The organism is Exiguobacterium sp. s168, from assembly GCF_018619035.1.
Classification (GTDB): domain Bacteria; phylum Bacillota; class Bacilli; order Exiguobacteriales; family Exiguobacteriaceae; genus Exiguobacterium_A; species Exiguobacterium_A acetylicum.
Genome location: NZ_JACSNE010000017.1, coordinates 1 through 12,834, shown reverse-complemented (window position 1 = coordinate 12,834; position 12,834 = coordinate 1). Strand labels below are relative to the sequence as shown.

Annotated in this window: 10 protein-coding genes and 1 rRNA gene; 8 read left to right on the top strand and 3 right to left on the bottom strand. The window is 46.7% G+C overall.

Annotation, left to right across the window (positions count from 1 at the left end; translation table 11 throughout):
* Window positions 1-94: 94 nt before the first annotated feature.
* The 3 genes from yidC to rpmH all read right to left on the bottom strand — a co-directional run bounded on the left by yidC (window position 95) and on the right by rpmH (window position 1,705).
* Window positions 95-949: a membrane protein insertase YidC gene (yidC, locus tag KNQ15_RS10585; RefSeq protein ID WP_023469861.1), complete on the bottom strand. Its 855-nt coding sequence runs from the start codon at window positions 947-949 to the stop codon at window positions 95-97.
* A 104-nt stretch (window positions 950-1,053) separates the two neighbouring features.
* Complete coding sequence (gene rnpA, locus KNQ15_RS10580) at window positions 1,054-1,404, bottom strand: ribonuclease P protein component (protein ID WP_023469862.1); 351 nt, start codon at window positions 1,402-1,404, stop codon at window positions 1,054-1,056.
* A gap of 166 nt (window positions 1,405-1,570) precedes the next feature.
* On the bottom strand, window positions 1,571-1,705 hold the full coding sequence (gene rpmH, locus KNQ15_RS10575; protein WP_012371910.1) for a 50S ribosomal protein L34: 135 nt from the start codon (window positions 1,703-1,705) through the stop codon (window positions 1,571-1,573).
* Window positions 1,706-2,442: 737 nt separating this feature from the next.
* Between rpmH and dnaA the strand changes: the two genes are divergently transcribed.
* The 8 genes from dnaA to KNQ15_RS10535 all read left to right on the top strand — a co-directional run.
* Window positions 2,443-3,834 (top strand): chromosomal replication initiator protein DnaA, encoded by a 1,392-nt coding sequence (dnaA, locus tag KNQ15_RS10570; protein ID WP_023469863.1) that lies wholly within the window; start codon window positions 2,443-2,445, stop codon window positions 3,832-3,834.
* Between the two features lie 191 nt (window positions 3,835-4,025).
* Window positions 4,026-5,159, top strand: coding sequence for a DNA polymerase III subunit beta (gene dnaN, locus KNQ15_RS10565; protein WP_023469864.1), 1,134 nt, complete (start codon window positions 4,026-4,028; stop codon window positions 5,157-5,159).
* 162 nt (window positions 5,160-5,321) lie between these two features.
* Complete coding sequence (yaaA, locus tag KNQ15_RS10560; RefSeq protein WP_023469865.1) at window positions 5,322-5,543, top strand: S4 domain-containing protein YaaA; 222 nt, start codon at window positions 5,322-5,324, stop codon at window positions 5,541-5,543.
* Window position 5,544: 1 nt separating this feature from the next.
* Complete coding sequence (gene recF / locus KNQ15_RS10555) at window positions 5,545-6,699, top strand: DNA replication/repair protein RecF (protein ID WP_023469866.1); 1,155 nt, start codon at window positions 5,545-5,547, stop codon at window positions 6,697-6,699.
* Window positions 6,700-6,709: 10 nt separating this feature from the next.
* A complete protein-coding gene (gene gyrB, locus KNQ15_RS10550) occupies window positions 6,710-8,623 on the top strand; it encodes a DNA topoisomerase (ATP-hydrolyzing) subunit B (protein WP_200864062.1) in 1,914 nt (637 codons plus the stop codon).
* A gap of 27 nt (window positions 8,624-8,650) precedes the next feature.
* On the top strand, window positions 8,651-11,263 hold the full coding sequence (gene gyrA / locus KNQ15_RS10545) for a DNA gyrase subunit A (protein ID WP_029343028.1): 2,613 nt from the start codon (window positions 8,651-8,653) through the stop codon (window positions 11,261-11,263).
* 88 nt (window positions 11,264-11,351) lie between these two features.
* Window positions 11,352-12,395 carry an HD-GYP domain-containing protein gene (locus KNQ15_RS10540; RefSeq protein WP_214729316.1) on the top strand — a complete coding sequence of 348 codons (1,044 nt, stop codon included), beginning with the start codon at window positions 11,352-11,354 and terminating at the stop codon, window positions 12,393-12,395.
* A 347-nt stretch (window positions 12,396-12,742) separates the two neighbouring features.
* Window positions 12,743-12,834: ribosomal RNA gene (locus KNQ15_RS10535) — 16S ribosomal RNA — on the top strand; the annotation flags it as partial.

Below are 12,834 nucleotides of genomic sequence, written 5' to 3'. Positions count from 1 at the left end.
TCGTTGCAATGGGTATAACGAAACAACTATACACGAAATGACGCAAAAGAAAAAGAGCGACACTCTGTCAAAACAAAGCGTCGCTCTTCACGTATTAGCGTTTCTTTTTCGATTTTTTAGGAGCCGGAGCTGCTTGTGCTGCTTCTTTTTCACGTTTAGCAGCCATTGTCGCTTCCGTCTGCAACTTAATCTTTTCACGCATTGGCTTCATGATGACGATCGTGACGATGATCGAGAAGATGTAACCAACAACCCAGTAAAGCGAAAGGGCAGATGGGAGTGTAACACCCATGATGAAGATCATGATTGGGAAGACGTAGAGCATGATTTTCATTTGTGGATTGTCTTCTTGACCTGCCATCGAGATCTTTTGTTGCAGATACGTCAGTACCGCAGACATAATCGGCAAGATGAAGAATGGATCTGGTTTCCCAAGGTCGAACCAGAGGAATGTGTGTTGGAAAATAGCCGGTGTGTAGATGATCGCGTTGTAGAACGCAATCAAGATCGGCATTTGGATCAAGATCGGTAAACAGCCTGCAAGCGGGTTAACGTTATGCTCTTGGTAGAGCTTCATCATTTCCTGTTGCAACTTCTGTTGTGTCTCTTGGTCTTTTGAGCTGTATTTCTCACGAAGCTTCATCATTTCCGGTTGAATGACTTGCATTCCACCCATACTCTTCGTTTGTTTGATCATCAATGGAAGGATGACAAGACGAACGAGAAGTGTCGTAATGATGATTCCGATACCGTAATCACCGCTAAAGAACTGTGAAATCTCACGAATCAACCACGCCATCGGCCAAACGAAGTAATGTTTCCAAAAACCTTCTGTGTCTGCTGTGATCGGTTCACCTGTACCATATGAGCTAGGTGTACAACCGGATAATACGATCGCGAGCACGGACATGAGTCCGAGAGTTAACCAAATCTTAGTTCTCTTGTTCATAATTCCTCCTAGAAATTGTTTACGCTTTGTCGAACGCCATCTTCTTCTATAGTAAGGCAAGGAAAGGGAGCGCCGTACAAATCAACAGGATGCATTGCTACGATTCATTTTTTTGATCGCATCCAGACACCGGAACGTTTGAGCACGTGACGGAGACTGTCAGCCACTTCTTGCGCGGTCATCTTCGCGGCCGGATTGCGCGCGATGATCACCAAATCATAATTCGGGGCAATCGAGGCTTCATGCTGCTGGCATGCTTCCCGAAGATACCGTTTCACCTGATTCCGGACGACGGCATTCCCGATTTTCTTACTGACGGATAAACCAACCCGAAAGTGAGTCTGTTGCTCCTTTTTCAAGGCATACACGACAAATTGCCGATTTGCGACAGAGGCTCCTTTAGTAAACACCGCTTGGAACTCCTTGTCTTTCTTGACGCGGTATTCCTTCTTCACCTTATTCACACTCCATCCTGACACTACGAAAATTCGTCGTCTCTCATCATATCATAGAATAAACATGCGACGCGATAGGGCGCATGTGACAAAAGCACGAACACACGAAAAAACATAAAAAAAAATCACCTCGGATCATGCCCGAAGTGATGGATGCATCAATGCATTAGACAGTCAAGGCTTTGCGGCCCTTAAGACGGCGAGCAGCCAAGATACGGCGGCCACTCTTCGTAGCCATACGCGCACGGAATCCGTGAACTTTTTTACGCTTACGGTTGTTTGGGTTGAAAGTTGGTTTCATTCGTCTGCACCTCCTTTAAAAGATCTTTATAACCAATTGTTATTTTCTACTTTAAGGCAGTCTTGTACATTATATAAACTGATTGTGGCATTGTCAATGAAAGTTCAGAAGATTTCTTGTCCTGCTTAAGGGATTTTTGGTTTGAAAACAGGCAATAGGATTCGACTGCGCAAACTCTATTACGCGATAGAATGCATATGGATCATGGAGGGGATGTTTGTAGACTTATCCACCTATCCACAGACTTATCCACATTATCCACACTTTCCGTGGATAACTCTTCACTTTGTCTACAATAGTATTTTTTAAAATCGACGTCAATCCTCGATTTTCGATTCCTTTTTTCGTCCTCTTTTGTATTTTGTGAATAACTCTTTTCCAACGCTTCCTCTTTCGAAAAGTTATCCACCTCTTATCCACAATTTATCCACACTATCCACAGCTTGTGGGTAACTACCTGTGGACGGTTTAATTTACTTGTGGATAAATCATTCCAACCATTGCCAGAGCTCATTTCTTTTGATACACTAATTGTGCATAACATGATCCTGATCGTTCAGGACAAAACAAGTTATACACACCCTGTGGATAACTTTATACACAGATTCAATCGCCTGTGGATAACGTTATCCACAGCTTTTACGTTATGGGGATAAGTCGAGTTTCTTCATTAACTTTGTCTGTGTATAAGCCTGTGTACAAATTTTTTCTATCTTGATAAAAAAAGGGGGGTATTTATGAAAAACGCTGCCGAACTTTGGCATAATGTCTTATCTGTGATCGAGGAAGAGGAACGAACACCGAAAGCTAGTTATGATATGTGGTTGAAATCCACAGAAGGCGTCACGCTAAATGGAACGACACTACTCGTTTCAGCACCAGCTGCATTTACGGTGACATGGCTCGAGCGCCAGTACTTATCTTTACTCGAAGACACAGTTGAGGAAGTAACAGGAAGCCGACTCGATATTCAGTTCATTGAAGAGGGACAAGCGAAGAAAATGCTCGATCGACAAGAAGAGGAACGTGTTGAGGCAACACCAACTCCGAAATCGCGTCCATCAAACATGCGGAGACCAACAGAAGAACTGACGATGAGTGAACTCGGACAATTAAATGAGAAGTATACGTTCGATACATTCGTCATCGGATCGGGGAACCGTTTTGCACATGCCGCTTCACTGGCTGTTGCGGAAGCGCCTGCTAAAGCATACAATCCGCTTTTCATCTATGGTGGCGTTGGTCTTGGCAAAACCCATCTGATGCATGCCATCGGACAGTATGTTCAAGATCAAAATCTCGGGACACGGATTGCCTATGTCTCTTCTGAACGCTTTACGAATGACTTCATTAACTCCATCCGCGATAATAAGACGGTTGAGTTTCGAAATAAATACCGTAATATCGATGTTCTCTTAATTGATGACATCCAGTTCCTTGCGGGCAAAGAACAGACACAAGAAGAGTTTTTCCACACATTCAATGCCCTGCATAACGACCAAAAACAAATCATCATCTCAAGTGATCGACCACCAAAAGAGATTCCAACGCTTGAAGATCGGCTTCGTTCACGTTTCGAATGGGGACTGATCACCGATATCACGCCGCCGGATCTCGAAACACGGATTGCGATCTTACGGAAAAAGGCGAATGCGGAGCAACTTGACGTCTCAAACGAAGTCATGCTCTACATCGCAAGTCAAATTGATACGAATATTCGGGAGCTCGAAGGAGCGTTAACCCGCGTTATCGCTTATGCGAATCTCGTCGGACGACCAATCGATCCAAATGTCGCTGCGGAAGCCTTGCATAACATCATGCCGGTCGCTGAACCGCGTAAAGTTACGATTCGTGACATCCAGGAGTCGGTTAGTAAGCACTTCAATTTACCGTTTGATGATCTTAAGGCGAAGAAACGGACGAAATCGATTGCCTTCCCACGTCAGATCGCGATGTATCTTTCGCGTGAGATGACAGAGAGCTCATTACCGAAGATTGGGGAGGAATTCGGGGGACGTGACCATACGACCGTCATCCATGCCCATGAAAAGATCAGTATGTTGATCAAATCGGACGGGGAAACCGGAAAAGTCATTGAACAAATCAAGCATGAGTTGAAGCATTCATAAAACTGTGGATAAACATGTGGATAAAGTAGGGTAGTTATCCACAACTTATCCACACCGTTTTTGGCTTTATATCAAGTTATCCACCGACTTATCCACACTATCCACAGCCCCTAAGACTATTATTAAAAAAATATATTATTATGTTATGATGGGCGCATGCCCATTATTTTCGAGAGGAGTCTAACGACGATATGCATATCACCATTCAACGCGAAGCTTTAATCCAAGCAGTACAAGATGTAGCCAAAGCGGTCTCATCCCGCACGACGATTCCGATTCTGACAGGGATCAAACTCGAAGCTCATGGAGATGGCATGACGCTGACAGGAAGCGATACAGAAATCTCGATTGAACGGACAATCTATGCAGAAGAGAATGGAACGTCTTATGTTACAGTCCACCGTGCTGGTAGTGTCGTCTTGAATGCCCGCTTCTTCGGCGATATCGTCAAAAAGATGCCGAAAGACGAAGTCACACTCGAAGTCTCACCAAACTTCATGACACGGATTCAGTCAGGAACAGCGGAATTCCATTTGAACGGTCTTGATCCAGATGAATTCCCACGCCTTCCACAAGTCGATGGGGGACAACGTTTCCGTTTACCGGCTGATCTCTTACGTTCGATGATTCGCCAAACAAGCTTTGCTGTCGCTGTTCAAGAAACACGTCCTGTTCTGACAGGTGTGAACTTCTCAGCTGATAAAGGCATCTTGACGTGTGTCTCAACAGATAGTCACCGTTTAGCCCTTCGTCGTGCACAGTTCGAGACAGATACGGACATCTCGTTCCAGAACGTCATCGTTCCTGGTAAGAGCTTAAATGAATTATCGAAGTTGCTTGGGGATGGTCATGTGGATATCACGATCACGAACCAACAAATCTTATTCAAGATGAAGCACGTCCTCTTCTTCTCGCGTCTACTCGACGGAAACTATCCGGATACATCACGTTTGATTCCAGAAGAATACCGGACAGCCGTCCGCATGAACGCGAAAGAATTGCTTCAAGCGATCGATCGCGCGTCACTGCTCGCACGTGAGGACCGTAACAACGTCATCAAGTTCGCAGCTGAAGGAACGACAGCGGTCGAGATCTCTTCACATTCGCCAGAAGTCGGGAAAGTCTCGGAGCAAGTCAGCATCCTTTCGCTTGAAGGAGAAGAGCTGAAAATCTCGTTCAACTCGAAGTACATGATGGATGCCTTGAAGGCGCTTGACGCAACAGATATCGAAATCCAGTTCACGGGTTCGATTCGTCCATTCATCTTGCACCCAGTCGATCAAGATAACGTTCTGCAACTGATTCTTCCAGTCCGGACAGCGTAAGCATCCATATAAAACACGCGACAAGACGGGTTCGATTGTTTCGACATCGGACCCGTCTTTTTCGTATACCGTATATACGTTCGGGAATTTTGCTAAATCGCCCAATGTTTAGTACAATAAAGAGTACGTCATTTATAATATGTAGGTAGGAGGAGTCAATCCATGCAAGAAATCAGAATTACAACGGAATATGTCACGTTAGGGCAGTTCTTAAAGTTATCGGATATCATCTCAAGCGGAGGACAAGCCAAACCGTTTTTAGCAGAGGTACCGATTCTAGTCAACGGCGAAGTCGATCAGCGACGTGGTCGTAAATTACGGGATGGAGACATCATTGATGTAGAAGACTACGGTCAGTTCATCATCAAGAACGAGGGCAACTAACGTGCGGCTGGATTCAGTCCGACTCAGTCATTATCGCAACTATGACGCACTCGAACTGTCATTCTCCGAAAAAACGAATGTCCTGATTGGTGAAAATGCACAAGGGAAGACGAACTTATTGGAAGCGATCTATGTTCTTGCTCTTGCGAAGTCGCACCGGACGACGCATGACAAGGAACTGATCGGTTGGGACCAAGAGACGGCGCGTGTCGAAGGACGTGTCGTCAAACGAACAGGTTCTCATGTCCAAGAGATCGTCATCTCGGGTCGCGGGAAAAAAGCAAAACTGAATCATCTAGAGCAACGACGCTTAAGTGATTACGTCGGGGCACTGAACATTGTTTTATTCGCCCCGGAAGATTTGCATATCGTCAAAGGCAGTCCACAAGTCCGCCGACGATTTCTCGATATGGAGATCGGTCAAGTCAGCCCGGTCTATCTGCATGAATTGAGTCAGTATCTGAAAGTGTTGAAGCAACGGAATGCACTGCTGAAACAACTGTCCATGAAGGGAGGAGACGAGACCTTCCTTGATATCTTGACGGAGCAGATGATTACGCTAGCCGTTAAAATCGTTCAGCGCCGCCATCATTTCATGGCCCAGCTCGAAAAGTGGGCACGACCGATTCATGATGGAATCAGTCGTGGACAGGAAGAACTCGCGCTCATCTATCGTTCGGACACATTCGGCGACGAATTACTCGATGTCGAAGGAATGACTGCGTCCTACACGCGGAAGTTTGGTAAAATAAAAGAAAATGAAATCCGAAGAGGAGTTACGTTGTTTGGACCACATCGGGATGACTTCGAGATGGAAGTCAATGGACGAAACGTTCAAACGTATGGTTCACAAGGACAACAACGAACTGCAGCTCTCTCGTTAAAACTTGCGGAGATCGAATTGATCCACGAGGAAGTAGGGGAATATCCGCTTCTTCTACTCGACGATGTCTTATCCGAGCTTGATGATCATCGTCAAACACATTTGCTCGATACGATGCAACAAAAGGTCCAGACGATCCTGACGACGACAAGCGTCGACGGGATTGCGCATGAAACGATCAACCAAGCGAAGTTGTTCCACGTGAAACAAGGGACGGTCGATTTGGAAGAGACATCATATAAAGAAACAGTAGGTGAGAAAACCGATGAGTAATCATGAAGATATGGAATTGGAACAAGGGTACGGTGCCGATCAGATTCAAGTACTTGAAGGATTAGAAGCAGTACGTAAACGTCCAGGGATGTATATCGGCTCGACGGCATCAAAGGGTCTCCATCACCTCGTATGGGAGATCGTCGATAACTCGATCGATGAGGCGCTCGCAGGATACTGTGACACGATCAAGGTCACGATCGAACCAGGGAACTCGATCTTAGTCGAGGATAACGGACGTGGTATTCCAGTCGACATTCAAGAGAAGATGGGTCGTCCTGCCGTTGAGGTCATCCTGACGGTCCTCCACGCTGGTGGTAAGTTCGGCGGCGGCGGATATAAAGTATCAGGTGGACTACACGGTGTTGGGGCTTCTGTCGTTAACGCCCTGTCGACGAAACTTGAAGTATTCGTCAAACGGAATGAAAAGCTGTATTACCAAGCGTACCATCGCGGTGTACCAGCGCAAGATCTTGAAGTCATCGGAACGTCGGAAGAGACAGGAACGACAATTCGTTTCTTCCCAGACGGTGAGATTTTCCAAGAAACGCTCGAGTATGACTATGATTTGCTAGCAACACGCTTGCGGGAACTCGCTTTCTTGAACAAAGGCTTGAAGATCATCATCACGGACGATCGTGCGGATGAGCCGATGACGCGTAGCTTCCACTACGAAGGTGGGATCAAATCCTACGTCGAGCACTTGAACCGTTCAAAAGAGGTCGTTCACGCAGAACCGGTCTATGTACACGGAACAAAAGACGGCATTGAAGTTGAAGTCGCGCTTCAGTACAACGATGGATTTGCTTCAAACATCTACTCGTTCACGAACAACATCCCGACACATGAAGGTGGTACGCACGAGACCGGCTTCAAGACGGCTTTGACACGGGTCATCAATGACTACGCGAAGAAGTTCGGTTTGATGAAGGATGCAGACGGTACGTTATCCGGTGAGGACGTGCGTGAAGGAATGACAGCGATCGTTTCTGTCAAACACCCGAACCCGCAGTTCGAAGGACAGACGAAGACGAAACTCGGGAACTCCGACGCACGTACGGTCACGGATTCACTCTTCTCTGGTGCGTTTGAGCAGTTCATGCTTGAAAACCCGACGAACGCACGCGCAATCGTCGAAAAAGGGATGATGGCGTCGCGCGCCCGTATGGCAGCGAAACGCGCACGTGAACTGACACGCCGTAAAGGTGTTCTCGAAGTCAGCTCGCTTCCAGGTAAACTGGCTGACTGTTCATCACGCGATGCCTCGATTTCTGAATTGTACATCGTTGAGGGTGACTCAGCGGGTGGTTCTGCGAAATCCGGACGCGATCGTCATTTCCAAGCGATCTTACCGATTCGCGGTAAAATCTTGAACGTTGAGAAAGCACGTCTCGATAAGATTCTTGGTAGCAATGAGATCCGAACGATCATCACGGCACTCGGAACAAGTATCGGTTCTGAGTTCAATATCGAAAAAGCACGCTATCACAAAGTCATCATCATGACCGATGCCGATGTCGATGGTGCCCACATCCGGACACTCTTGTTGACGTTCTTCTACCGTTACATGCGTCCGCTTGTCGAGCATGGGTATGTCTATATCGCTCAGCCACCGCTATACGGGATCAAACAAGGGAAGAACATCACGTACGTGCATAACGAACGTGAATTGACAGAGGCGCTTGCAGCGCTTCCTGAAAACGCACGGTACGACATTCAGCGCTACAAAGGTCTTGGGGAGATGGATCCAGAGCAACTTTGGGAAACAACGATGGATCCAAGTGGTCGTCAAATGTTACGTGTCGAGCTTCAAGATGCGATCGAAGCGGATGAAGTCTTCGATATCTTGATGGGAGATCAAGTCGAACCACGACGCGACTTCATTCAATCACACGCGCATTACGTCAAGAACCTGGATATTTAACGCTGAACAGAGAGGGTGGCCAGAAGCATGTCCGAACAAAATCACGGAATCATCAAGGATATTAATATCAGTCAAGAGATGCGTACGTCCTTCATGGACTACGCGATGAGCGTTATCGTCGCACGTGCTCTTCCGGACGTACGGGACGGCTTAAAACCCGGACACCGCCGGATTCTCTATGCGATGAACGACCTCGGTATTCGTGCCGATAAACCACATAAAAAGTCTGCCCGTATCGTCGGGGAAGTCATCGGTAAGTATCACCCGCACGGGGATTCTGCTGTCTATGACACGATGGTCCGCATGGCGCAAGACTTCAGCTACCGTTACGAACTTGTCGATGGACACGGAAACTTCGGTTCTGTCGATGGTGACTCGGCGGCAGCGATGCGATATACGGAAGCTCGTATGTCAAAAATCGCGATGGAGATCGTTCGCGATATCAACAAAAACACAGTTGATTTCAAAGATAACTACGATGGTTCGGAACGCGAACCGGAAGTTTTACCGTCACGCTTCCCGAACTTACTCGTCAACGGGTCGAGCGGGATTGCGGTCGGGATGGCAACGAACATTCCGCCGCATCAGTTAGGTGAGGTCATCGATGGTGTCTTGGCACTGTCTCACGATCCCGAAATCACGATCCAAGAACTGATGCAGCACATTCCGGGACCTGATTTCCCAACAGCTGGTGAGATTCTCGGACGGAGTGGGATTCGCCGCGCTTACGAAACAGGACGTGGCTCGATCATCGTCCGTGCGAAAGCTGAAATCGAACAGACGAAAAAAGATCGGGAGCGGATCATCGTGACGGAGTTGCCTTATCAGGTCAACAAAGCCCGCCTCGTTGAAAAGATTGCCGATCTCGTCCGCGAGAAAAAGATCGAAGGCATCACCGATTTACGGGATGAGTCAGATCGCCGCGGTATGCGCATCGTCATGGAAGTCCGTCGTGACGCCAATGCGAGCGTCATCTTAAATAACTTGTATAAACAGACGTCGATGCAAACGACGTTCGGTGTCAACATGCTTGCGATCGTCGGCGGACGTCCGAAAACATTGACGCTCAAGGAAATGCTATATCATTACCTCGAGCATCAAAAAGAAATCGTGCGTCGTCGGACACAGTTCGATCTCGAAAAAGCAGAAGCACGTGAACATTTGCTCGCTGGTTTACGGATTGCACTCGATCATTTGGATGAAGTCATTCAAATCATTCGCGGGAACCGGACAGCGGACGCAGCACGTGAACAGTTGATGGAGCGTTTTGCATTATCTGAGAAACAATCACAAGCGATTCTCGATATGCGGTTGCAACGCCTGACAGGTCTTGAACGGGAGAAAATCGAAGCAGAATATGACGAAATCATGCAATTGATCGCGGAATTGAACCGCATCCTTGCGAGTGAAGAAGTCTTGCTTGATTTGATCCGGACAGAACTCGAGGAGTTGAAAGAACGTTTCAACGACGAACGTCGGACGGAAATCCGCATGGACCACATCGAATTCGAAGACGAAGATTTGATTCCGGAACAGGATATCATCATCACGTTGACAAGCAGTGGCTACATCAAACGGATGACGACGGATTCGTACCGGACACAACGCCGCGGCGGACGTGGGGTTCAGGGAATCGGAACGAACGACGAGGATTACGTCACGCGTCTCTTGTCTTGTTCGACGCATGATACGATCTTATTCTTTACGAACCGTGGAAAAGTCTACCGGATTCGTGGATACGAAGTACCAGAGATGAGCCGAACATCCAAAGGTGTACCGATCATCAACCTCATCCAAATCGAACGCGACGAAAAGGTCGAGACGATGATTCCAGTCAACTTCAAACGTTATCTCGAGGAGCAACAAGCAACTGAAGCACCTGTCGAGGTGATTGAGGGAGAGATTGAAGAGACGGAAGAAACGCTCGAAACAGAAGAAGTCGTTCAAGATGAGCAAAAATCACTGATCTTCATGACACGTAAAGGACGCGTCAAACGTTCACCGTTGTCTGCATATGCGCGAATCAACAAAAACGGTTTGATCGCGATTCGATTGTTTGAAGACGATGAGTTGACATCAGTTCGTCTCGCATCGACGGACGATGAAGTCTTTGCTGTTTCGACAAGCGGGAAAGCGATTCGTTTCCCAATCACGAATGTCCGCTCGATGGGACGTGGCGCTCGTGGGGTTAAAGCGATGACATTACGCCCAGACGATTTCGTCGTCGGGATGGAACTTGCACGTGATGCACAAGATGTTCTTGTCATTACGGAAAAAGGATTCGGTAAACGAACACCGATGACCGAGTTCCGTAGTCAGTCTCGTGGTGGTAAAGGATTGATCGCGAGTAAGGTGACGGATCGCGTCGGTCAAATCGTTGCCATGCGAATCGTTGATGTCGATGATGACATCATGATCATGACAGAGAGTGGTATCGTCATTCGGACAGACTCGCAATACATTTCACGTGTCGGTCGCAATACCCAAGGGGTGAAGGTCATTCGAATTGAAGAGGGTGACCGTGTTGCAACGGTTGCGAAACTGAAACGAGAAGAGACTGATGAAACGGAAGAAGACACGGATCTTGTAGTAGAAGAGAATGTAGTCGAATCGGATGCTTCAGAAGAAGCGGAAGAGTAAGCAAGACGTCAGCAAGGAAGCAGCAGAGTGATACTACTCTGCTGCTTTTATCTACATATATAGAAAGAAGAGAAAGGAACGAAGCGATATGCGAGTGGCAAGTGACCAATTACGCATCGGGGATCGTTTGACTGAATCCATCTACTTACATACGGATCATCCGATCGTAGAAGCAGGGAAAAAAATAGGAACCGATGAGTTACGACGAATCCAACGGTTCTTAATCAAGGAAGTCGTCATTGAGGATCGACCTGATTTCGGTGCAGATGAAGAAGTACAGATTGAAACGGTTGAAGCCCATGTGGAACATCCCTTCGAAGAATTCATTCGCTTTTATAATAAAGTCTTCATGTCATGGGAACAAGGAATGAAGCCGAATGTATACGAAGCATTGAGCTGGGTCAAACAGTCCGTTCCAGAACGGATTACGAGACAAGATGTCTTACCATTCTTCCTAGAGCGGGGAACGGAAGCTTATACCGTTCGACATGCCATCTATCGAGGGGCAGTAGCCCAAATGCTGGCGGAAGCAGTCGGGAAAGAACGAAAAATGATTCATGAGCTGTGGACGGCATCCTATTTTGCAGATTACGGATTAGCGCGGATCATGGAATGGCGTCACACGAAACGATATGAAGCGATGCAACAAGAAATTTTTCAACGTCACCCGGCAATGGCATATCAAGCCTTGCAAAAGGAGACGATTATCTCGGATACTGTGAATCGTTTAATTGTTCAACATCATGAACGTTTAGATGGAACGGGTTACCCTTTAAAGGTAAAAGGAGATAAGATTGCAGATCATACACGATTATTCATCGTCGCAGACGTCTTTGCTGCAATGACGAGTTGGCGTCCGTACCGGGAAGCTTATACGCCGTTTGATGCCTATCGTCATTTAAAAGCAAGACCGATGCAATATTGTTCAAAGTATGTACTATTGCTCGGACAATTACTTCTACCAATAGAAGTCGGTGATCGCGTGCTGATGAGTAACGGAAAGATTGCAACCATCACTCGCAAGAATCCAGTCTTTGATCGACCTGTCATTTCTTACGAAGAACAGGGACGGATGACGATTATTGATTTAATGGAAGAACGACAATATAGTATTATTCAGTTGATGGATTAATAGGGAAAATACAGCCTCTTGAGCCGAAATCATAAGGTTCAAGAGGCTTGTTCATGATTTTAAAAACAATTTTAAAATAAGTGTTGCACAATAATAAAACGCATGATATATTATTACATGTCCTTAACAACGACAAGCGCTTGAAACAAACGAGAAAAACAATTTCAAAAAAGTTGTTGACTTCTTGTTTCGGACTTGGTATTCTAATTGAGTCGCCAAAACAGGCGCGGACGAACTTTGAAAACTGAACGATGAGGCAAAAATCGTATTCTACGGAATACAAAAACGAATGAAGCGCAAGCTTCGTCAATCGTGACTTCGGTCACAACAACGAGCAAGTCAAACACTTTATGGAGAGTTTGATCCTGGCTCAGGACGAACGCTGGCGGCGTGCCTAATACATGCAAGTCGAGCGCAGGAAACTGACGGAACTCTTCGG

Bases quoted from the DNA above. Each gene is read 5' to 3' on its own strand.
- yidC (WP_023469861.1), bottom strand. From the start codon at position 949: ATGAACAAGAGAACTAAGATTTGGTTAACTCTCGGACTCATGTCCGTG.
- rpmH (WP_012371910.1), bottom strand. From the start codon at position 1,705: ATGAAACCAACTTTCAACCCAAACAACCGTAAGCGTAAAAAAGTTCAC.
- dnaA (WP_023469863.1), top strand. From the start codon at position 2,443: ATGAAAAACGCTGCCGAACTTTGGCATAATGTCTTATCTGTGATCGAG.
- dnaN (WP_023469864.1), top strand. From the start codon at position 4,026: ATGCATATCACCATTCAACGCGAAGCTTTAATCCAAGCAGTACAAGAT.
- yaaA (WP_023469865.1), top strand. From the start codon at position 5,322: ATGCAAGAAATCAGAATTACAACGGAATATGTCACGTTAGGGCAGTTC.
- gyrB (WP_200864062.1), top strand. From the start codon at position 6,710: ATGGAATTGGAACAAGGGTACGGTGCCGATCAGATTCAAGTACTTGAA.
- gyrA (WP_029343028.1), top strand. From the start codon at position 8,651: ATGTCCGAACAAAATCACGGAATCATCAAGGATATTAATATCAGTCAA.
- KNQ15_RS10540 (WP_214729316.1), top strand. From the start codon at position 11,352: ATGCGAGTGGCAAGTGACCAATTACGCATCGGGGATCGTTTGACTGAA.